Below are 23082 nucleotides of genomic sequence, written 5' to 3' on the forward strand. Positions count from 1 at the left end.
GAAACAGAATTGCAACCCTTAAACTTAAGGGTAATACAAAACTGTTTGATAAATAATCATATCTTCCCCAATATTGCGATACGTATGTGCTTTGTTGGCGGAGAAACGGATGGAATTACCTGGTTGAATGGTGTATTGTTGTTCATTAATTTCAAGTTGTAGTGTACCAGTAATCACCGTTACATACTCTTCAACACCTTCATTATGTTTTTCTGATAGATGTTCATAACCTGTCTCAATCTCGACAGTAAAAATTTCAAACTTTTTCCTTGGGTCAAATGGGAAGACCGGATATACGCGATATTTCCCACTATACTCCATAATGGGGCTTATATCATGGCGATTAACCACATGAATAGGAGACTGCTGTTCCTTAATTAAAGATGAGAAGGAAACTTGTAATCCTGTGGCAATCTTCCATAATGTTGTCACTGTTGGGTTGGATTCACCACGTTCTATTTGCCCAAGCATCGCTTTACTTACATTAGTTAAGTTTGCTGTAGTATCTAGACTTAAACCTCGTGCTTTACGTAGATTTTTTAAGTTAACACCGATATTTTTTTGAATATTATCCATAATTCCTCCGAAAATGATTGTTTATTATAACGTACGAATGTATAATATATTGTACAAATAACTAATCAGTTTATTTATTCAATATTATACTATTTTTTGGGATGAAGGGTAGGGAGAAATCTTGGCGGAGCTATTGTTACAAACAAGAGAAGTACCATTTCGAAAAGGGGTGCAGGCTGGTGTAAGTATTGCGATTGGTTATGCCCCCGTTGCACTTACGTTTGGCTTATTAGCAAAGACAACAGGTTTATCTTTTATAGAGACTGTACTTATGAGTATGATTGTTTTTGCAGGTGCATCACAATATATGGCACTTAGCTTAATTAGTTTAGGGACGAGTACTTTCGAAATTATTTTTACAACTTTTATTGTTAATATTCGCCATTTTCTGATGAGTACAGCGCTTAATGAAAAAGCCGAAGATGACAGACTAATGAAAAAGGCACTCTATTCATTCGGCATTACAGATGAATCTTTTTCAGTTATTGCTACAAAAGATGGCGTGCAAAAAACTGGTTTTATTTTAGGTGTGAATATCATTGGGTATATGAGCTGGGTTACCTTTACTGCTCTTGGGTTCGTCGTTGGTGCAAACTTGCCACAAGTGTTACAAGAAAGCATGACAGTTGCGCTATATGCAATGTTTATTGGTCTACTTGTCCCTTCGATGAAAGGCAGTGCTAAAGTTGTTTACCTTGCTGCTATTGCTGCCGGATTAAACACTATTTTTACCTTTACCGGTGCACTTTCAACAGGATGGTCAATTGTTATAGCAACTTTAATTTCTTCCGTTCTTGTTGAGGTTATAGAAGGAATGAAGAGGGAGGATCGGCAAAATGAGCAATGAAGTACTTTGGTTAATTATTGGCATGGGTCTTGTTACATATCTTCCAAGGGTTGCGCCATTTTTACTTTTTAAAGGAAAGGAACTGCCTATATTTGTGCAATCTGTTCTGAAAAATGTTCCTTATGCGACTCTCGGTGCTCTTATTTTTCCTGGGGTTTTGCTTATTGGAGAAAGCATCTGGTACGGCTTACTTGGTGCAGCGATTGCGTTTATTGTTGCTTATATTGGCGCGAATGTAGTCTTTGTTGTCCTTAGTGCTATTATTGTTTTGTCAGGTTACTCCTTATTCATCAGTTAGTTATTTCTTTCCTCTTTTTTGCAGTTCTAAATATGGAAAAGTATACTAAACTAAGTATGAAGGGTTGTACTTTTTTCATTGAGATTAAAGGAGGGAACAAATTGGCAAGAAAAATTGGTCTTTATGGCATTCTTGGCTACTTTTTATATGGTTTATTCTTTTATTGGTATTTATTCCATTTTGCAAATACAGATTTACCATTCGAGTATCAAGGTACAGTTGCTGATCCTGCCACTTTTTTAAATGGTAGAGAACTTGTATTAACTGAGGAATATTCAAAAATACGTAATTTACTATTTTTCTTGTCTACACCTTTTGAATGGATGTTTTACTTATCAATTCTTTTATTGGGGTTATCTGGTGCATTTAAAAAATGGGCTGAGCAATCTTCTAAATTCAAATTTGTGCAAACGTCTATTTATGTTGCTTGGTTGTCACTATTCGCTTTTATCGCTACGACACCACTCAGTTATATCAGTTATCATTTTTCAAAGCAGTACAATATTTCTACGCAAAGCTTTGCTAGCTGGATGAAAGATGAACTTATAGACTTTTGGGTGAACTTTGGCATGATGGTGCTTATCGTTTATGTATTGTATCTGCTTATTAATAAAAGCAGGAAGCGGTGGTGGCTATATGCTTGGATGTTAACCGTTCCTTTTTCATTGTTTTTAATGTTCCTTCAACCAGTGGTCATTGATCCGTTATATAATGATTTCTCTCCTTTAAAGAATAAGGAATTAGAGAGTAAAATATTGGCGCTTGCTCATGAAGCAAACATCCCAGCTGACCATGTGTTTGAAGTTGATATGGCGGAGAAAACGAATGCTTTGAACGCTTATGTTACTGGTATTGGATCAAATTCCCGGATTGTTCTCTGGGATACAACATTAAATAGATTAGATGATGACGGTATTTTATTTATTATGGCACATGAAATGGCGCACTATGTTGAGAAGCATATATATATTGGCATAGGCGGATATTTATTATTATCTTTAGTTGGATTGTATTTAACTTATCGCATAATGGAATGGGCGGTAACGAAGTATGGAGATGCATTGAAGATTCCAGCAGTAAATGATATCCGTTCATTACCATTATTTCTTATAATTATTTCCATGCTTCTGTTCATTTCTAGTCCGTTGTCCAATTTAGTTTCACGCTATCAAGAAACAAGAGCGGATCATTATGCAGTTGAATTAACAAAAGATCCAGAAGCGGGGATCGAAACTTTTCAAGAGCTTACCAAAGCTGGTCTTAGTCAAGTGAATCCACCATTACTTGTGAAGGTATTTCGCTATGGACATCCGACAATGTTGGATCGAATCATTGACTTAGAAGAATATCAAATAAAACATCGAGACGATGAATAGATAAAAAAGAGGTACCATTTTGTGCACACAGCCTTTTGCATTTGCAACGGGGGGTGTGTATATTTTGTTTTTTTAATTTTTTCCCTTTCTTACCTTGATTCCCAGTATAATTCAAAAATAAAAAATCCCCCATTGGTGGTGGAGGATAATAGGTTACGAGCCATATTCTTTTTGCAGTTGAATATATTCATTTGATAGTGTAATGAACATTTTTTTATTTTTGCAGTCTAATGCTTTATCTAATTTCACTTTTACAGCTTGCAGTTTTCTGTTTAGGATAGCGTCGCTAATGACCATGTCGACATATAAGTCTAAAACAAATGCTTCTTTCTTTCTTTTGCGTTTCATGGCGCTTGCTTTCATTAATTCGGCGTATGATTTTTCTTTCATAAAAATCACCCCAATGGCTTTTTATTAGTATATGTAAAGAATTGTATTTATTCAACTTATTTTTGAATTTTTAAAAAATTAAATATATTATTTTCAAATAAATTGTCAATTAAATAGGGAAAAAGACTGGTTATCATCTTCTCTTTCTGGTAAAATAGAGCTAATTTTAAAAATATTTAGTTTATTTTTCAAAAAAAGTAAAGGGGTGTACCGTTTTATGGCTGAGAAGGAAACGATGATTGAAGAGTATGAAATTAATACAGAAACAATGATGATTTTGCCTATTGAATATGGTAGTAAGATTTATTCTCATATTTATGAAATCGAAGGTGAAGCGGTTTCGCCTTTTAAACCGCTTGAAATTATTAAGAAAAGTTGTCGCTTTTTTGGTGCTAGCTATGAAGGTAGAAAAGAGGGGACAAGACAACTGACAGGTATTACACATAAAGCACCTATTACGATTGATCCCACTAATCTCATTTATTTTTTTCCCACAGCTTCTGCTACAAACCCCAACTGTATATGGATATCTAATGAGCATGTGCTCCATTATCGTCCGCATGAGGGAGGACAAACAGAAGTAACTTTTAGAAATAGGCGTACGCATATTATCCCTGTTTCACATAACATATTTCAAAATCAAATTCTAAGAACCGTTCTGTTAAAAGATACGTTATCGAGCAGAATTGAAGAAACGGAACGAAAATCGCTTTACTTTCTAAAAAGGAAAAAAGCTGAGAAAGTTTCAGAAAACATTAACTTCCTTCGCAGATTATGATGGATATTATTGGCTAATTTGCGATGAAGTATAACGTTTGAATAAATAAAACTCCAGTAATTCATGGACTTTATTTCGTATACGAGGGTTAAAATAATTATGCTGCTCTTCATATCCTTTATAAAGAAACATGAACATTGTAAATGCTTCATCGCGCTTAATTTCTTGTACACTCAACTTTTCTTTATTCATATAGTGCTTCACGCTTCTTAATTCCTTCTGAATTACCCTCATTGATTCATCAACTAAATTCACATAAGGTTGCTTCAACTTAAACGGACTTGCATCAATCACTTTTAAATCCCTATTAAGTATCGTAAGCACCATTGGCAAATAAATCGCTTGTTCCATAATATTCCGGTCTCGCTCAGGAATTCTTGTCATCGTAAATACTTCTCCTTTTTTTGTTATAGAACATTTGTTCTTATTATATTCTACTCTCATTAAAATATTCATGCAACTGTATCCATTTTTTGTTATTTGATTTTTAGCTTGAAAGAGAGGTATGAATTACTCACAATAAAAGTGGGTAAATAAAGGGGAATATTCCTTACGTCACGAATAAAAGTGAGAAGAACCTATAGAGGAGTGAAGAGGATGAATGCAAAAAAACGAATCAAGCCGGAGGATCAATATCAACTGAAGTCGGTAACTGATCCACAATTAAGTAAGAATGGCTATGATTGTATTTATATAGAAACGACCATGTGTGAAGAAGAAAATACATATAGCTCTCATTTGTTTTACATAAATACCAATCAACCTGCAGAAACGCAACAATTAACATACGGAAAAGGGAGAAACTTGGCACCAAGATGGTCACCAGATGGGTCACAAATCGCATTTGTTTCTAATCGTAATAATGAGGTGAATCAAATATTTATGTTATCAATGAATGGAGGCGAAGCAAAACAGCTGACAAATGAACCGAATGGTGCGACCAACCCTATATGGTCACCGGATGGTAAAAGAATCGCTTTTCAATCAACTGTAGAGAAAGAGAACCTTCCAGAAAAAAACAAGGATAAACCAGAGCCGGTTGAAATAGAAAGGATGAAATATAAGTCTGACGCCAAAGGTTTATGGTCTGGTGATTATCAACATATTGGCGTAATTGATATTGCTTCAGGAGAGCGTGAATGGCTTACAACAGGAGAGCAGGATTATTATCTCCAATGCTGGTCTCCGGACAATCAATCCATCGCATTATTAGCCGATTTGGCAACAGATAAAGATCATTCCTTCAATAATGATGTTTACATATTAGATGTTGAAAGTAAGCAGATGGAGAATATGACAAAAGGAGTTGCCAGCTTCTCTCATGTATCATGGTCCCCTGATGGCAAATGTTTAGGGCTAATTGGGTCGAAGTCGACTTATAAGAATGCTTCTTTGTCCAAGATATGGACATTAGATGTATTCTCAGGAGAATTGACTTGTTTAACAGAAGAATGGGATGTACAAGTCGGTGATTATGTTGTTGCTGACTTCCATCAGTCTGCAAATGCTTCACAGATTTTATGGGCTGAGGATAGCTCGAGCTTCTATTTTCTAGCATCTGACCATGGCAATACAGTACTGTATTTTGGCACAGTTGAAGGAGCGATGTATCCCGCATTATTAGAAGAAAGGCATCATATTTATGGTGTTTCTACAGGGGGCACGATAGATAAAGCGATAGTAGCGATTAGCACACCTACTAATCCAGGAGATTTATACTTGTTGAACGTGACTAGTGGGGAAAAAACAAGACTGACAAATATTAATCAAGCGTTCTTTGAGGAGACGGCTGTTGCTGATGCAGAGGTCCTTCAATATCAATCGATAGATGGCTGGGAATTACAAGGTTGGTTAATAAAGCCGATAAATCACGAGACAAGAGAGAAGTATCCTCTTATTGTAGAGATTCATGGTGGTCCACACACGATGTATGCCAATACATATGTCCATGAGTTTCAAGTGTTAGCCGCAGAGGGCTATGCGGTGTTATATACAAATCCACGGGGCAGTCATGGATATGGACAAGCTTTTGTAGATGCTGTTAGAGGAGATTATGGTGGCAAAGATTATGAAGATATCATGACTGCTGTCGATTATGTTCTCGAATATGATGAGGGAATTGATCGTGAGAGGTTAGGGGTAACAGGCGGTAGCTACGGTGGATTTATGACAAATTGGATTGTAGGACATACAAATCGTTTTAAGGCAGCTGTTACCCAGCGCTCCATATCTAACTGGATTAGCTTTTATGGTGTAAGTGATATCGGCTATTATTTCACTGACTGGCAAATAAAAGGCCAGTTAAATGATATAGAAAAATTATGGAAACATTCACCATTAGCATTTGTGGAACAAGTAGACACCCCACTATTAATTTTACATAGTGAAAATGATTTAAGATGCCCGATTGAACAAGCAGAGCAATTTTACATTGCATTAAAACACCATAACAAACAAGCGAAGTTTATTCGTTTTCCACAAGCTAATCATGAACTCTCTAGAAGTGGTCACCCAAACTTAAGAATGAAGAGACTTCATTATATAAAAAATTGGTTTAATCAATATGTTTAAAGATGCTTACCCCGGAAGTGTGATCACTTTCGGGGTATTTGGTAATATTTCGTAAGTGAAACTTTTTTCATGCTGTATCAGTCATATATAAAGGGACGGAAATATCTTTAAAAAGATGTAAAGATAATGAAGAAATGATTTAGAAAAAAGGCTGTAACGTGTATAATTCTAGTATATCTTTTAAAAGAGTTACTGTTCTGTTTATTCCAAAAGTAACAGTATCGGGATAATCTGATATAATTTACAAAAAGAAAGAAAAGAATAATAGGATGAAAGGATACATCTAAAATGAGATCTGAAAGACATCAAGGAAAGAAGAAAAAGCGGAAATTTGGCAAAATAATAAGAAATTTATTTATCATATTCTTGCTTGTTGTTGTTGCAGTAGTAGGATATTCTTACTACCAATTTAAACAAGGTCTACAAACTTCTAAAGCAGATAATGATTCAAGTGTACCAGAGCAAGTATACGAATTTAATGGTGAAAAAGATCAATACGGTGGAACGAATATTTTACTCTTAGGTAGTGACTCAAGAGGAGAAGAAAATGCACGTGCAGATACAATTATGGTTGCACATTATCAACCTGATTCAGGCACTTATAAAATGATTTCTTTTATGCGCGATATGTATGTCGATATTCCAGGACATGGTCAAAATCGTATTAATGCTGCACTTGCTTATGGAGGTCCAGAATTATTAAGGCAAACGATTAAAGAGAACTTTAACATCGACTCGCAATATTATGCAATTCTTGATTTTGAGGGGTTTGAAAAGGTCATTGATGTGGCTTTTCCAAACGGTGTAGAAATCAATGTGGAGAAAGAGATGTCTCAGAAAATCGGTGTAACATTAAAACCGGGATTACAGAAATTGGATGGCGAACACCTATTAGGATATGTCAGATTCAGAAATGACGCGGTTGGCGATTTCGGTCGAGTTGAAAGACAACAAAACGCGATTAAAGCAGTAATGAATCAATTTACTAGTTTAAATACGATAGCTAAACTACCTAAACTAGTAGGAGTTGTTACACCTTACGTCAATACCAATATGAAAACAAGTGACATCTTATATATGGGAAAAGATGTTTTAATGAATGGAAGCCCGCAAGTAGAGTCATTAAGAATTCCAGCAGATGGCACTTACCAAAATGTTAGAATCAGTGGAATGGCTGTTTTACAGGTTGATTTAGAAGCAAACAAACAAGAGTTACAGCAATTTTTAACTAACTAAAAGAAGAATATCTATGTTTTTTCGAGCGAGAGAAGGAGAGTATGGATGGATTTAGAGAGTATCAGACAGTGGCTTACACTAGAAAATATATTAGCTCTAATTGAAGAATATCGTTCATTTGGCCCTCTTCCAGGAATTCTACTACCTTTAATAGAGGCATTTTTACCTTTTCTCCCGCTTTTTTTATTCGTGATGGCTAATGCGAATGCGTTCGGATTATGGGGCGGATTTTTTTATTCTTGGATTGGCTCAGTTGCAGGAGCTTTGCTCGTTTTTTTTATCATTAGAAAATATGGCCAAGCGCGATTCTTAAGTGTAATTAAAAACCATGATAAAGTAAAAAAATTAATGGCATGGGTTGAAAAGCATGGTTTTGCACCGTTATTTTTATTACTATGCTTCCCTTTTACACCATCTGCTATTGTAAATATTGTGGCTGGCTTATCGAGAATAAGTATTGCCCAATACGCATTGGCAGTCATAGCAGGAAAAATGGTGATGATTTTTACAATGAGTTTTGTCGGGCATGATATTGCCTCACTGATTACAAAACCGACGAGAACGGCCATCGTCATCCTCATCATTGCTATTCTTTGGTATGTAGGTAAAAGAATAGAAATTAAATTAAATACAAGTGTAGAAAAAACGAAAAAATAGATAGTTTAGAGGAAAGCCCGGCAGACGTTTGCTGGGCTTTTTAAATTTTTGAATAAGAACAGAAAAAGAATAGAGCACATGCATCTATCCTGCAACAATGTTAAGCACCAAGCAGAATTCCCTGTATTTACTTTAAACACAAAAAGGAGAAAAGTGTGAGAGATGTGCTAAAATAGGAACAAAGATTCTATAGGTCGATTCACATTGAAAGTGAAGGTGAAAATACATGACAGTAAAGATGTTAATTGGTCGGTCTCAGACAGGAAAAACCGAGAAGATGGTCAGTGAGATAAAGCAACTTATGAAAGAAAATCCTGAAGGCTCACCAATTATTTATATTGTTCCAGAACAGATGACGTTTCAATCTGAATATAAATTAGCTAGTTCTAAAGGTTTAGGAGGAATGATTAGAACACAAGTTTTTTCTATCACGAGATTAGCATGGCGAGTTCTGCAAGAGACTGGTGGAATAAGCCGTTATCATTTAAGTAGTATTGGTACAAACATGCTCATTCGCAAGATTATTGAGGAACAGAAGGATGAGCTGAAAATTTTTCAAAATGCAGCTGATAAAAATGGCTTTATCCAGCAGATGGAAAGCATGTTAACAGAGTTTAAACGCTATTGTGTGAACCCTACTGAATTACAAATGCGAATAGCGCAATTACAACAGAATGATCATGAGAAAAAAGTGTTAGCAGAGAAACTGCATGATTTAGAATTGATTTATTCGAAGTTTGAAGCCGGTATATTGGATAAATACTTAGACTCGGAAGACTATTTGCAATTACTTGCTGAAAAAGCAAATGAATCGGTTTATTTGCAAAAGGCAACAGTTTATATCGACGGTTTTCATAGTTTTACACCACAGGAATACCGCGTTATTGAAGCACTTATCCGTCATTGTCCAAATATGACAATTTCCCTAACGTTAGATCAGCCGTTTGATAACGAACCACCAGATGCCCTCCATTTATTTAGGCAAACAGGTGAGACGTATCAAACAATCCTAGAGATAGCTAAGCAACAAAAACATCAAGTCGAATATGAGTTACTTTCTCAAGTTCCGACAAACAAGCATGAATCATTGAGACATTTTGAAGCCAATTTTGAAGTGCGTCCGACTATCCCATTTAGTGGGGAGGCACGGGTCATGATTGCCCATGCAATGAATCGCAGAGCAGAAATTGAGGGGATTGCCCGGAAGGTTCGTGCCCTTGTTCGTGATGAAGGGTTAAGGTATAAAGATATAACCGTACTTATGAGAAACGGTCATGAATATCATGATTTAATTACAACCGTGTTTAATGATTATGAGATTCCTTTATTTATTGATAGAAAGAAGTCCATGTTACATCATCCTGTTGTCGAATTTATTCGTTCCAGTTTAGAGGTGTTAATGAGTAACTGGCGGTATGAACCTGTTTTCCGTACGATAAAAACTGAAATGATTTTTCCACTTAACTATTCGTCTCCATTATTACGTGAGAAGATGGACCGGTTAGAAAATTATGTTTTATCTTATGGCATACAAGGTAGTAAATGGACAAAGAAAGAGCGCTGGAAATATCGGAGAATTCGTGGCCTTGAGATGACAAATACAGGGCAAACAGATGCAGAAAGAGACATAGAAGAAGAAGTCAACCAATTAAGAGATATCGTAGCTGCACCACTATTGAGACTTTCAAGGCGAATGAAGAAAGCGGAAACAGGCAGGGAATACGCAGAAGCCCTTTATTTATATTTAGAAGAAACAGATATCCCAGCCAAAATAGAAAAACTGCAAATAGAGACGGAAGAAAGAGGAGAGCTTGTTAGATCTCGAGAGCATAACCAAGCATGGAATGCAGTTGTTGAGCTATTGGATGAATATGTAGAAATGCTTGGTAGTGAGCAGATGACGACAGAGCGCTTTGCGACAATATTAGATGCAGGTATTGAAGCACTACAATTTAGTATTGTACCACCTGCAATGGACCAGGTAATTGCTGCTGATATGGAAAGGTCACGAGTGGCTGATATGAAAGCTGCCTTTATTATTGGCTTAAATGAAGGGGTTCTACCAGCAAAGTTTCCAGAAGAAGGTGTATTAGCAGATGATGATCGCGAGCAGTTATTGTCACTAGGAATGAAAGTAGCTCCTTCAACGAAAACGAGATTGTTAGATGAAGAGTTTTTGGCGTATAAGGCATTTGTCACACCGTCAGATTATTTATTTGTTAGCTACCCAATGGCAAACGAAGAAGGTAAGGCACTCATTCCCTCTCCATTTATAAAGAGAATACAAGATCAATTTGTACAAATAAAAGAAGAGTATTTGATGTCAGATCCAGCAGAACTAAATGAAGAAGGACAAATAGACTATATCAGTCATATTAATACAGCATTAACGTTTTTAACATCGCAATTACAATTACAGAAACGCAATTATGCCATTTATGACATGTGGTGGGATACGTATAATATTTATTTACAGAAATCAGGCTGGCAAGATATCACAAACAAGGTTTTAGCAAGTTTACATTATGAGAATAGGACAGAACAACTAGATGAAGAGATTAGTAAAGCATTGTATGGTGAAACGATTCGTGCAAGTGTATCAAGAATGGAACTCTTTCATAGCTGTCCGTTCTCACATTATGCCCAATATGGTTTGCGTTTGAGAGAACGGCAAGTCTTTCGATTAGAAGCACCTGATATTGGTGAATTATTTCATGCCGCCCTAAAATATATAACCGAAACGGTTATGCATAAGGACTTGCAATGGTCAGATATGACAAGGGAACAATGCGAATTACTTGCAAAAGAAGCAGTTGAACTACTTGCACCTAAATTACAGCATGAAATCCTCCTAAGCTCTAATCGATACTTCTATATTAAGCGAAAACTGGAGCAAATCATTAGCCGTGCATCCTTTATTATGGGAGAACATGCAAAAGCCAGTGGATTCACACCCGTCGGTTTAGAGATGAGCTTTGGACCTTCTGGTGATTGGCCATCTCTATCTTTTCCATTGAAAAATGGCAGTATGATGGAACTAGTGGGACGCATTGATCGTGTTGATCAAGCGAAAGGTGAGAAGACAGGATCGTATTTACGCATTATTGATTATAAGTCAAGTGAGAAAGATGTGAATATTAACGAGGTATATTACGGATTATCGTTACAAATGTTAACCTATTTGGATATTGTCATTGCCCATTCAGAGGAACTCATCGGTATGAAAGCTGATCCAGCGGGTGTTCTGTATTTTCATGTTCATAATCCAATGATTAACTCAAGCAAAATGCTTGGTTTAGACGAGATAGAAAAAGAGATCTTGAAAAAGTTCAAAATGAAGGGATTATTATTAGGAGAAGAAAATGTTGTACGTTTAATGGACAAGTCTTTAACAACAGGCGATTCGCCGATTATTTCTGCTGGCTTTAATAAAGATGGGTCGCTATCAAAGCGATCCAAGGTTGCTGATAAAGCGGAATTTAATTACTTGCGACAATTCGTGAGAAGTAAATATATTAAAACGGGTAACCAAATGACTGGTGGTCAAGTGGAGATATCACCATATAAATTGAAAGAACGGACGCCATGTACATTTTGTTCTTTTAAATCCATCTGTCAATTTGATGAGTCATTAGAAACGAATACATTTAGATTATTAGATGAAAAACCGAGAGATGAAGTGCTAACTCGAATAAGAGAGGAGGCAGAAAAGGATGCCTAAATCTATCATTCCACCAAAGCCTGAGAATCTTACTTGGACAGATGATCAATGGAAAGCGATCCATGCGACAAATCAAGATATTCTCGTAGCGGCAGCAGCAGGATCGGGGAAAACCGCTGTACTAGTTGAAAGAATCATTACCAAAATATTAAACACTGACAATCCCATGAATGTCGATGAGCTCCTTGTTGTCACATTTACTAATGCTTCAGCAGCAGAAATGCGTCATAGAATAGGAGAAGCGCTAGAGAAGGCAATTCAAGCGGACCCACATTCCTATCATTTACGTAAACAATTAACTTTGCTCAATAAAGCATCCATCTCAACGTTGCATTCTTTCTGCTTAGAGGTAATAAAGAAATATTATTATTTAATCAATATAGACCCAGGATTTAGAATTGCAGATGAAACAGAGGCTCAATTATTACGAGATGAAGTTTTAGATGATTTATTTGAAGAAGCTTATGGTAAAGAAGATAACGAAGCATTTTACCACTTAGTGGATACGTTCACAAACGATCGCAGTGATGTGGCGCTTCAAGATATGATTAGACAAATCTATGATTTTGCTCGAGCAAATCCGTCAATGGATGATTATTTGGACAAGATGATTGAGATGTACAATGTGACTCCTACTGTAAATATGGGCGATATTCCATTTGTCGGTTATCTCCTCTCGGATGTTCGCCTGCAATTACAAGGTGTGAGAAGTTTATTAACCCACGCACTTGAGTTAACAAAGCAACCTGGGGGACCAGCGCCAAGAGCGGACAACTTTGTAGCAGATATCCAACTAGTCGATATCTTAATACATGCGGCTGAGCAATCTTGGGAGACATTGTATGAGGCAATGCAGTCTTATAAATTTAAAACTTTAAAGGCTTGTAAAGGGGAAGAGTTTGAGCCAGAACTAATAGAAGAGTCGAAAAAAGTGCGAGATCAAGCGAAGGATGTCTTGAAGAAACTGAAAGAAGAGCTTTTTAGCAGGAAAGCAGAATCTTTTCTAAAAGATATGTTAGAAATGAAGCCACATATTGCAGGATTAGCACAATTAGTAAAAGCATTTGCAGAGAGGTTTGCAGCAGTTAAAACAGAAAAAGGACTAGTAGACTTCGCTGATTTAGAGCATTATTGTTTGGATATTCTTGGGGTTGTTGATCAATTTAATCAATTCATTCCTACAGACGCTGCCCTTGCCTATAAAAAACAATTTAAAGAAGTGCTTGTCGATGAATACCAAGATACGAATATGGTACAAGAGGCGATTCTTCAACTAGTCACAAATGATAATGAGTTAAACGGAAACCTCTTTATGGTTGGAGATGTAAAACAATCGATTTATCGTTTCCGTTTAGCAGAACCGAACTTATTTTTAAACAAATATAATCGGTTCACGACTGACGGTGAATCAACAGGTTTACGCATTGATCTGGCGCGGAATTTCCGCAGTAGAAAAGAAGTCCTACATGGCACCAATTTTATCTTTAAGCAAATTATGGGAGAAAATGTAGGGGAGATTGTTTATGATGAAGCAGCTGAACTTGTTCCTGGAGCTGCTTATCCTGAAGAAGTGAAGCACCCCATTGAGTTATCGATGATTGATCTTGAAGATGAAGATCATACGGAACAACCTGATTCGTTTGAGGAGGAAGAGCTCGCGCAATCACAATTAGAAGCAAGACTCATAGCAAAGAAAATTAAAGAATTAATGGCTAGCCATAAACAAGTGTATAATGCAAAGCTTAAGCAAGAGCAACCGATGAAGTATCGAGATGTTGTGATTTTATTGCGTTCAATGACATGGGCACCACAAATGATAGAGGAATTAAAACAGCAAGGTATTCCTGTTTATGCTGATCTTTCACAAGGCTATTTTGATGCTACCGAAGTTTCCATTATGATGTCACTCTTAAAAGTGATAGATAATCCATATCAAGATATTCCATTAGCCGCTGTATTACGTTCGCCAATTGTTGGTCTAACAGAGAATCAATTAGCGACCATAAGAGTTCCTCATCAAACTGGTGCTTATTATGAAGCGGTTCAACAATTTTGTTCTGAAGTTCAAACAGGAGCTAAGGTTGCCATTTATGACAAGCTAAAGCCGTTTTTATTGCAGTTAGAAAATTGGCGACAAAAAGCCAGACAAGGTGCTTTATCTGATTTGATTTGGCAATTATATAGAGAAACACGATTTTATGATTTTGCAGGTGGGATGCCTGGTGGAAAACAACGCCAAGCTAATTTGCGCGCCTTATATGATCGGGCAAGACAATATGAAGCTACATCATTTAGAGGATTGTTTAGATTTTTGCGCTTTATTGAAAGAATGAGAGAAAGAGGAGACGATTTAGGGGCTGCCCGTGCCTTAGGAGAACAGGAAGATGTAGTACGTATCATGACTATTCATAAAAGTAAAGGGTTAGAGTTTCCTTTTGTCTTTATGCCAGGGCTAGCACGAAACTTTAATACGATGGATTTGAAGAAGTCTTTCTTGCTAGATAAGGATCTGGGGTTAGCATATAAATATGTGAATGCAAATAAACGGATTTCTCTTGCTTCGTTACCGCAGCTTGCCTTCAAACGTAAGAAAAAAATGGAGATGCTTGCTGAAGAAATGCGAGTGCTCTATGTTGCATTGACAAGAGCGAAGGAAAAGCTTTTCTTGATTGCTTCACCGAAAAATATGGCTAAGAAGTTGAAGGATTGGCAAAGGGTGTCGAGGAAATCAGACTGGCTACTTGATGATTTTACTCGTGCTCAAAGTACAAGCTATTTAGACTGGATTGCACCTGCTATCATCCGACATCAAGATAGCGCAACTTTAGATACGGGGTTGAACCCGGTAGTAGCAGCCATTCATAAGCATCCATCTAGTTGGGAAGTTCAAATTGTTGCAAAAGAAGAAGCAAAGGCGATGATTGATGAAAATCAAGTTGAATCTGACCTTCTCTTAGAAAAAGTACAGCAGGGAGAAAGAGTCGATAAAGAATCTCGTTATTATGAAACGATTAAGCATCGTCTAGAATGGTCATATCCTTATCAATCAGCAATGAAATCAAGATCGAAACAGTCAGTTTCTGAAATAAAAAGGCAAAAAGAAATCTTTTCTCAAGAAGAAAGTGGACAAGAATTAGTTAAAGGGTTTAAAAAGCCAATTTTAAATCGACCGTTATTCATGCAAGAAAAGTCCATTACACCTGCTGAAAGAGGAACGGCCTTGCATACAGTAATGCAACACTTAGACTTACATGATCCAGCAGATGAAAAGCATATAATGGAAAAAGTAGAACATTTAGTGAAAAAAGAACTGTTAACAGCTGAGCAAGCTACGGTCGTTGACCCAGCTTTGATTGTTGACTTCCTTGAAAGTGAGCTAGCTGAGCGTATGAGAAAAGCAACGACTTTGCAAAGAGAAGTACCGTTTAACCTTGCTTTGCCAGCTAGTGAAGTTTACTCCCATTGGGATCAAGCAGAAGATACGGTATTAGTACAAGGAATTATTGACTGTTTGTTTGAGGATCATAAGGGCCTTGTTATCGTGGATTACAAATCAGATCGCATTACCGATCGTTTTAGAGGCGGAATGGATGAGGCAGCGCCGATTTTAATTGATAGATACCGAGTTCAAATTGATTTATATACGAAAGCGGTCGAACAGATTACAAAAAGGAAAGTCGCACAAAAGTACCTTTATTTCTTTGATGGCGGTTATTTTTTGCAAATATAAAAAGAGGGCAGTTGCCCTCTTTTTAGTGTATTCTTATAAGTTGCCTACAGTTGGTTGATCCAATAAGTTTGCATCTAATACATTACTTGCACTGAGCCCATTGTTTGTCATTATAAATCCACCAGTGTTCAAAGTTCCAGAGCCAGTAGTAGATTTAGAGTTACTTTTTGGTGATATTAAAAGTGAACCGCCGAATTGAACAATACCACCTGAAACATTGATTATCTGGACAGGGCCGATAATTGCCGGCATAATAAACACCCTTTATTCTTCGTTTTTCACAAATTGTCTAAAATGTTTCACACGAGATTCCATACTAATATCTTTCGTATTGCCAATATGAAGGACTGCGCTTGATGAAACGCCTAAAATATCTATATTCTTAACTTTAATAATGGGTTTATGTTGAATATAGTGAGTTTGGATATTTTCAGTTATTTTCGGAATAACTAATTCTTCTCTATAGATGTCATAAACGTTGTAATTACCTTCTTTACCATAACTGATTTCAGCGTCTCGCTGCAGTGCCAATGCCCGGGAATAACCTTGGATATAAGAAGTATCACCGATTTCGAAAATGGAGGAGAAGCCAAATGTGTCCACCTTAATCTGGTCTACAACTGATGTTCTTTTAAACATGTAATTACTCCGGTGTTAGTGGTACAAAGGGACCGATAATTAGTGATTCAGGTGGTGTATCAAAGGTAGAGGCAAGCTGTATCGTTTCCGCATCCCCGACAATAAATATGGATGAACTCGACACACCAATTATGCGCACATCTCCCACACAGAGCTCGCGGTTATATACTTGGAAATTCATTCTTTTTTCATCTCCTTCATATTCTTCGGTAAATGACTAAGGAAGGCATAAACACCATTTCGTATTTCCGTTTTTAATGTTTCAATCACTTTTGTTTTCTCTTCCTGGCTGTCTAGATTACGATTAGACTGCTGTTTCAAATAGTAGTCTACACGACTAGAAAGCTGCTTTTTAATATCCTCTTTAATAAATTCTACATAGGAGCTATCATTTGGCATTTTTAAGTTTGCTTCTGCTTCTTCAACAATTTGTGGGAGCTCCCCTTCTATAAAAGTTAATAATGCTGTTTCTATTTCCATATTTCTTTTAAACAATTTTTTGGGAGAATAAGGTGTTTGTAATTCTTTTTGATCGACAGAGAAATCATCAATATCTTGCAAATCTGATGGATTTAAGCCAATGTTTAATGTCCCTTCCAATGTCTCTACTTTTAACTGGTCAAATTTATATTCGATCCGGTCGATATGAATAGGCTGGCGATCATTTTGTGCCATTTCTTCCTTCATTTTTTTCATTGAAGATTCAAGCTTTTGAATCCGCTGTTCTTGCATTTGTACATAAGCTTGTAATTGTTGTAAATACGTGTAAAGATCTTGACTCATCCTAAAATCGCCGCCTCTCAAATCATATTATGGTTTCGATGGAGCAGTTAAGGGAACGAGTGGTGTCCCCACTGTTGTTCCTGGGGCAATTGGCGTTTCTTCATATTCAGGTGCAGGTTCGGTAAACCCTCCCGTATTATACAAGTGGGAGGCTGGTTTAATAATACCTGCACTGCCAATTTGAAATACGGAAGAGTTTGAGACCCCGCCGATTTTAATTAGCTGAATAGAAATAGATTGTTGAATATAATAATTATTCATCGCTCATCACCTTAAAGTTATGCATTAAAGTAGTTACCTTGGTCAACGCTATCGTTATCATATGTGTTGGTTGTGCTATTGTAGTTAACGACATCTAATCCATCCCCTGTATTAAAAGAACCGGCACCAGAAAACGTTTTGGCATTAGAGAGGGGCATTACCTTATAAATATCACCAATGTTAAAAACGGAACTACTTCCTATAGAAATCACTTGAACAGCTCCAACAATTGCTGGCATAAAAACACCCTTTGCGTACACTGAAGTTTTGAAAACGGGCGAATGCCCTAATTATCTATTTATCATTATCCTATGTGCCTAGTGTAATAGTGTGAAGAAACTTTATGATTAAGGGTGAAAAATATAGATGTCAGACTGTTGAAATGCTAAAATAATTATAATCAGAAAATTTTAATTATTTTAGCGAGGAGTGATTTACCGTGAAGGTACCGTTAATATTAACTGAATTTCTAGATCGTGCGGTAAGGTTATATGGAGATAAAGAAGCAATATATGGTGATACGCTCACACTTACATATAATCAATTGAATAAAAGGGTGAATCAATTATCACATGGTCTGCAAAGCATTGGTGTACAAAAGGGAGACCGCGTCGCTTATTTAGCGCCAAATACTGTGGAAATGCTTGAAGGGTTTTATGGAGTATATCAATTAAATGCAATTATGGTTCCTCTTAATATCCGGCTACAACCAAATGATTACGTTTTCATATTAAATCATAGTGAATCAAAAGTACTTTTCGTTGATCAAGAACTGTATAGATTGATACAACCAATTAAAGATCAGTTAGTAACAGTAGAAACGATTATTGTTCATGATATGGATAGTGATACAACTGAAATTGGTTATGACAATTGGTTAGCATCTTTTCCTGAAGAAAGTTTTTGTAGAGAAGAAATAGACGAAGAGGATGTATGTTCTTTGTTATATACGAGTGGAACAACAGGAGACCCAAAAGGTGTGATGCTTACTCATCGTAACAACTACTTACATGCATTAAGTACGATGCATCATTTGCGAGTGAGTGATCAAGATACACTTATTCATGTACTGCCAATGTTTCATGTTAACGGCTGGGGTTCACCATTTTATTATACAGCGAATGGGGCAAAACAACTATGTCTGCGTAAAACGACACCAGAAGTCATCTTTCAAGCAATGGAGAAGTATAAAGTGTCTATCGTACATATGGCACCGACTGTATTGAATAGCTTAATGCAATACTATGATCAGCATCAAACGAAGTTCTCACATCCTATTCGCGTAGTGATTGCAGGTTCTGCGCCGCCGCCTGCGTTTGTTTCTAAAGTGGAAGCTGAGATGGGCTGGGACTTTATCCAAGTATATGGGATGACCGAATCTTCACCACTAAGCACGATATCACAAATCAGATCTCATATCCAAATAATTGAAAAAGAAACATATAGAATGAAGGCAAAAGCCGGTTATCAAATGATTGGTTCTCAAGTGAAAGTTGTAGATGAATATGGTGCAGAAGTTGCAAACAATAGCAAGGATATTGGCGAAGTGGTTGTGCGTAGTCATGGGGTAATGAAAGGTTACTGGAAAAATGAAAAAGCAACGGCAGAAACGATTCGTAATGGCTGGCTATATACGGGGGATATGGGGACGGTTGATCAATATGGCAACATAGACATTGTGGATCGTAAGAAAGATATTATTATTTCCGGTGGGGAGAATATTTCTTCCATTGAAATTGAAGGTGTATTATACGAACATCCTGCAATTTTGGAAGCAGCTGTTATTGCCGTACCACATGAGAAATGGGGCGAAACCCCACATGCCTTTATTGTTTTAAAGGAAGGGATGGAAGCAGTGAACGAAAAAGATATTATTGCTTTTACTCGTGAAAATATGGCTCATTTTAAAGCGATAACTAGCGTAACATTTACAAACGAACTACCAAAAACAGCTTCAGGAAAAATCCAAAAAATTCATTTGCGTAACGATTATTGGGCTACAAGCGGGAAAAACGGTAGATATGTTAATTGAACAATTTGTTTTAAGTGAGAGCGTATGTTTTTTGGATTTATTTTAATAATGAGAAGTATGGGCATATCTTTTAAGGCAAAGATATGCTTTTTTTCATGTTCGGTAATGTACGTTAAGAAACTGCAAAAAAATAGTAAGAGAAAATGATTAAATTGATAGTAGAAAATATGCTATATTAAGGTAGTGTGTTGATGAATATTGGAATTAAAGGAAGAAATAGGTTAACTGTTTTCAGGTGGCTCTACTTTTATTCTCTAATCAGATTCTAATAGAAATAAGTGATCAGTTAACAAATTACAGTCCGGCAGTTGGAATAGCCTGGGAAAAAGAGAAGGGAGGTAAAAGCAACGACTTAGTTCAATTGTAAAAACAATTTCTTAGGAGGATGTTATGCAATCGCTTAACGAAAACAGAAGGATTCATTCTATCGATGCAATGAGGGGATTCGCTTTATTTGGTATTTTAATAGTCAATTTTTTATCTTTCCATTCACCATATACGCATATAGATCCGTTTAATTATTGGGATAAAGCAGGGGATAGTACGGTTTTTCCTATTATTGATGTATTTTTTCAAGCAAGTTTTTATCCGTTATTTTCTTTATTATTTGGCTATGGTGTCATGATTCTAAAAGAAAGGGCTGAGTTAAAAGGCGTTCATAGTCCATTATTACTCGCAAGAAGATTTCTATTTTTATTAATCATCGGGTTATGTCACGCATTATTCATATGGCATGGAGATATTTTAGTTACCTATGCTATCGCAGGATTTGCTCTTATTTTATTCATAGAACTGTCAGGGAAACTGTTAATTTTACTTGGTCTACTCATTTATATTATTCCTAATCTACTCTTAGTAGGGGTATTATTTCTTACGTTATTCATAGAACCAGATCTTTCGGTAATGATGACGACATCTGTTGCTGACATTGTTCAGGTATATCAATCAGGCACATGGCTAGAAATCGTCCGCCAGAATATAGATGACTGGTTAATGAATAATAATTTGGCCACAATGCCCATTTTAATGATTAGTATTTTACCATTGTTTTTAATTGGAGCAGGGCTACGAAAGCTTCAAGTGGTTGAAAAACTTGAACAAAGACGGATGACAGCGTTCGTTCTCATGATTGTATTTCTTACTACTGGGTACCTTATTAAACTATTACCATCTTTCATTAGTACTAATTTAGCAATGCAATATATACAAGATATCTTTGGGGGCCCATTGGTAGCGGTTGGGTATAGCCTACTCATCCTTGTGCTCGTTAATAGCAAGATAGGTATGATCACAAAACCTTTACAAACAATCGGGCGCTTGTCTATGACGAATTATTTAATGCAATCCATTGTAGCTACATGTTTATTTTACAGTTATGGATTTGGATTGTATGGCAATGTATCATTGCTGACAGGAACCATGATTGCCATTATATTATACGTATGTCAAATTGTACTCAGCATGATATGGATGAAATATTTTGTATATGGCCCATTCGAATGGTGTTGGAGATGGTTCACTTATTGGCAAAAGCCGTCTACATTTAAAAGAATCCAAAAGTAAGAGTCATCTATTATTCACAATCATTTGCTAACATTTCAGTTAATTTACGCTATACTTATTTAAAAAGGGGTGTAGAGAGTGAAGTACATTACATATGAATACAATAATAAACAAGCTTACGGCGTACTTGTGAAAGATGAAAAAATGGTCTTACCTTTGCAGGAGGCTGCACAAAACAAAGGGGTACCTTTGCCAGAAGATTTAGTGGATGCCATCGGACATGAAAAATGGAGCGACACATTCATACAGGAATTAATAAGCGATGAAAGTGAAACTGCCCAATTGATAGCCTTAGAAGACATTCAATTAAAAGCACCAATTCCAAGGCCGAAAAAGAATGTTTTCTGTGTAGGGAAAAACTATGCAGAACATGCAATTGAAATGGGAAGTGCAGCAGATATTCCTAAAGAAATGATTGTCTTTACGAAGTCACCTACAACAGTAGCTGCTCCAGACGAAGAAATCCCTCATTATCAACAACTAACAGAAATGTTAGATTATGAAGGAGAAGTAGGGGTTATTATCGGTAAAAAAGGCAAAGAGATAGAAGAAGCGGAAGCGTTAGATTATGTGTTTGGTTATACGATTATTAATGATATAACAGCAAGAGATATACAATCTAAACATAAGCAATACTTTTTAGGGAAAAGCCTGGATCAATCATGTCCGATAGGTCCGTGGATTGTTGGGAAAGAAGAGTTAACAAATCCTAATGATTTGCGTATTACGACTAAGGTCAATGGAGAAGTAAGACAAGATTCTCATACTTCAAAATTTATCTTTCCTATCGAGAAGGTTATTCACATCCTTTCAAAAGGGATGACGCTAGAACCAGGAGATATTATTGCCACAGGTACACCTGCTGGCGTTGGTAATGGCTTTAAACCACCACGTTTTCTAAAACCAGGTGATCATATTGAAATCACAGTTGAAGGTGTAGGACAGTTATCTAATACAATAATGAGTATTAATTAATCATTATTGTAAAGATTGATAGTAATCCTTAGGCTTTATCTATTTGATTATGGTATGATGTAAACGAATTATTCTCTAAGGATAAGAGAATAAGAAATTTAAGGGGGTTCTAATGTGACACATGCACATTTAACAACATGGATCGTTGCCTTTATTCTATTCTTTGTTGCCTTATCATTGCAGAAAAATGGCAAAGATAAAGTGGTACATATGATTCTAAGATTATTTTACTTATTAATCATTGCCACAGGTGTAGGTATGCTTTTCTCAATTAGTAATATTGATATTATGTATGTATTGAAAGCGCTTGTTGGCTTATGGATTATCTCTATGTGGGAAATGATCCTAATTCGTAATAAAAAGGGCAAAAAAACAACCATCTTATGGGTACAATTAATTGTCGCTTTTTTACTTGTCCTTTATTTAGGCTTAAGTTTGCCATTAGGATTCAAACCATTTATGTAGGTGAAAAGACTCTATTGAAAGCTGCTAAAACTAGCAGCTTTTTTCTTTTTTTGATGTCTTTATCTCGAAATTTATGGTATTTTTAATCTGATAGTACTATATTTATTTTCTTTTTTGGGTATTTACTACTATATAAGGCGAAGCTGCGCTATCTGACACAGGCTTTATTGTTTGAGGGTATGTT

22 protein-coding genes are annotated in these 23082 nt (G+C 36.3%); 13 read left to right on the plus strand and 9 right to left on the minus strand.

From position 1 onward, the window contains the following. Nucleotides 1-24 precede the first annotated feature (24 nt). Nucleotides 25-576 carry a helix-turn-helix domain-containing protein gene (locus MKX83_RS08700; RefSeq protein WP_095369866.1) on the minus strand — a complete coding sequence of 184 codons (552 nt, stop codon included), beginning with the start codon at nt 574-576 and terminating at the stop codon, nt 25-27. 121 nt (nt 577-697) lie between these two features. Here MKX83_RS08700 and MKX83_RS08705 point away from each other — a divergent pair, with 121 nt between their 5' ends. The 3 genes from MKX83_RS08705 (at nt 698) to MKX83_RS08715 (ending at nt 3097) form a co-directional block, all read left to right on the plus strand. Further along, complete coding sequence (locus tag MKX83_RS08705) at nt 698-1423, plus strand: AzlC family ABC transporter permease (RefSeq protein ID WP_095369865.1); 726 nt, start codon at nt 698-700, stop codon at nt 1421-1423. Continuing rightward, complete coding sequence (locus MKX83_RS08710) at nt 1413-1721, plus strand: AzlD domain-containing protein (protein WP_095369864.1); 309 nt, start codon at nt 1413-1415, stop codon at nt 1719-1721. Before MKX83_RS08705 ends, MKX83_RS08710 begins: the two co-directional genes overlap by 11 nt. 101 nt (nt 1722-1822) lie before the next feature. Continuing rightward, a complete protein-coding gene (locus tag MKX83_RS08715) occupies nt 1823-3097 on the plus strand; it encodes a M48 family metallopeptidase (protein ID WP_095369863.1) in 1275 nt (424 codons plus the stop codon). Between the two features lie 153 nt (nt 3098-3250). On the opposite strand, the gene MKX83_RS08720 is transcribed toward MKX83_RS08715, so the two are convergent. Further along, nucleotides 3251-3487, minus strand: a complete 237-nt coding sequence (locus tag MKX83_RS08720) for an IDEAL domain-containing protein (RefSeq protein WP_095369862.1) — start codon at nt 3485-3487, stop codon at nt 3251-3253. Between the two features lie 217 nt (nt 3488-3704). Here MKX83_RS08720 and MKX83_RS08725 point away from each other — a divergent pair, with 217 nt between their 5' ends. Next, the gene (locus MKX83_RS08725) at nt 3705-4265 is read left to right on the plus strand and encodes a competence protein ComK (protein WP_095369861.1); all 561 of its coding nucleotides are present in this window, start codon (nt 3705-3707) and stop codon (nt 4263-4265) included. 6 nt (nt 4266-4271) lie between these two features. Here MKX83_RS08725 and MKX83_RS08730 read toward each other — a convergent pair whose 3' ends face one another. Then, a complete protein-coding gene (locus tag MKX83_RS08730) occupies nt 4272-4649 on the minus strand; it encodes a hypothetical protein (protein WP_341055068.1) in 378 nt (125 codons plus the stop codon). Nucleotides 4650-4862: 213 nt separating this feature from the next. On the opposite strand from MKX83_RS08730, the gene MKX83_RS08735 reads away from it, so the two are divergent. The 5 genes from MKX83_RS08735 to addA all read left to right on the plus strand — a co-directional run bounded on the left by MKX83_RS08735 (nt 4863) and on the right by addA (nt 16180). Then, nucleotides 4863-6836 (plus strand): S9 family peptidase, encoded by a 1974-nt coding sequence (locus MKX83_RS08735; RefSeq protein WP_341055072.1) that lies wholly within the window; start codon nt 4863-4865, stop codon nt 6834-6836. A gap of 288 nt (nt 6837-7124) precedes the next feature. Further along, nucleotides 7125-8072: an LCP family protein gene (locus tag MKX83_RS08740; protein WP_095369858.1), complete on the plus strand. Its 948-nt coding sequence runs from the start codon at nt 7125-7127 to the stop codon at nt 8070-8072. Nucleotides 8073-8117: 45 nt separating this feature from the next. Then, nucleotides 8118-8729, plus strand: coding sequence for a TVP38/TMEM64 family protein (locus MKX83_RS08745; RefSeq protein WP_095369857.1), 612 nt, complete (start codon nt 8118-8120; stop codon nt 8727-8729). A gap of 226 nt (nt 8730-8955) precedes the next feature. After that, entirely contained in the window at nt 8956-12450 is a 3495-nt protein-coding gene (gene addB / locus MKX83_RS08750) for a helicase-exonuclease AddAB subunit AddB (protein ID WP_341055074.1), read from the plus strand. Next, nucleotides 12443-16180 (plus strand): helicase-exonuclease AddAB subunit AddA, encoded by a 3738-nt coding sequence (addA, locus tag MKX83_RS08755; RefSeq protein WP_341055077.1) that lies wholly within the window; start codon nt 12443-12445, stop codon nt 16178-16180. Before addB ends, addA begins: the two co-directional genes overlap by 8 nt. 33 nt (nt 16181-16213) lie before the next feature. Here the strand turns inward: addA and MKX83_RS08760 are convergent, their stop codons facing one another. The 6 genes from MKX83_RS08760 to MKX83_RS08785 are packed head-to-tail and all read right to left on the minus strand — an operon-like array spanning nt 16214 to nt 18102. After that, nucleotides 16214-16432 (minus strand): spore germination protein, encoded by a 219-nt coding sequence (locus MKX83_RS08760; protein WP_341055079.1) that lies wholly within the window; start codon nt 16430-16432, stop codon nt 16214-16216. A gap of 12 nt (nt 16433-16444) precedes the next feature. Then, nucleotides 16445-16819, minus strand: a complete 375-nt coding sequence (locus MKX83_RS08765; RefSeq protein WP_341055081.1) for a spore germination protein GerPE — start codon at nt 16817-16819, stop codon at nt 16445-16447. 4 nt (nt 16820-16823) lie between these two features. Then, nucleotides 16824-17000 carry a spore gernimation protein GerPD gene (locus MKX83_RS08770; RefSeq protein WP_191814817.1) on the minus strand — a complete coding sequence of 59 codons (177 nt, stop codon included), beginning with the start codon at nt 16998-17000 and terminating at the stop codon, nt 16824-16826. Further along, nucleotides 16997-17602 (minus strand): spore germination protein GerPC, encoded by a 606-nt coding sequence (gene gerPC, locus MKX83_RS08775; RefSeq protein ID WP_341055085.1) that lies wholly within the window; start codon nt 17600-17602, stop codon nt 16997-16999. The genes MKX83_RS08770 and gerPC overlap by 4 nt, the downstream gene beginning before the upstream one ends. A 27-nt stretch (nt 17603-17629) precedes the next feature. Continuing rightward, nucleotides 17630-17863, minus strand: coding sequence for a spore germination protein GerPB (locus MKX83_RS08780; protein WP_224937705.1), 234 nt, complete (start codon nt 17861-17863; stop codon nt 17630-17632). Between the two features lie 17 nt (nt 17864-17880). Next, nucleotides 17881-18102, minus strand: a complete 222-nt coding sequence (locus tag MKX83_RS08785) for a spore germination protein (RefSeq protein ID WP_095369849.1) — start codon at nt 18100-18102, stop codon at nt 17881-17883. 200 nt (nt 18103-18302) lie between these two features. Here MKX83_RS08785 and MKX83_RS08790 point away from each other — a divergent pair, with 200 nt between their 5' ends. From MKX83_RS08790 to MKX83_RS08805, 4 genes are all read left to right on the plus strand, one after another. Beyond that, entirely contained in the window at nt 18303-19895 is a 1593-nt protein-coding gene (locus MKX83_RS08790) for a long-chain-fatty-acid--CoA ligase (RefSeq protein WP_341055089.1), read from the plus strand. Between the two features lie 390 nt (nt 19896-20285). Then, the gene (locus MKX83_RS08795) at nt 20286-21458 is read left to right on the plus strand and encodes a DUF418 domain-containing protein (protein ID WP_341055092.1); all 1173 of its coding nucleotides are present in this window, start codon (nt 20286-20288) and stop codon (nt 21456-21458) included. Between the two features lie 78 nt (nt 21459-21536). Beyond that, nucleotides 21537-22433, plus strand: a complete 897-nt coding sequence (locus tag MKX83_RS08800) for a fumarylacetoacetate hydrolase family protein (RefSeq protein ID WP_341055095.1) — start codon at nt 21537-21539, stop codon at nt 22431-22433. Between the two features lie 114 nt (nt 22434-22547). Continuing rightward, nucleotides 22548-22898: a YisL family protein gene (locus MKX83_RS08805; protein ID WP_224937709.1), complete on the plus strand. Its 351-nt coding sequence runs from the start codon at nt 22548-22550 to the stop codon at nt 22896-22898. Nucleotides 22899-23082: the final 184 nt, after the last annotated feature.

The sequence above is a fragment of the Cytobacillus sp. FSL M8-0252 genome (genome assembly GCF_038007345.1).
In the GTDB taxonomy this organism is placed as follows: domain Bacteria; phylum Bacillota; class Bacilli; order Bacillales; family Cytobacillaceae; genus Cytobacillus; species Cytobacillus kochii.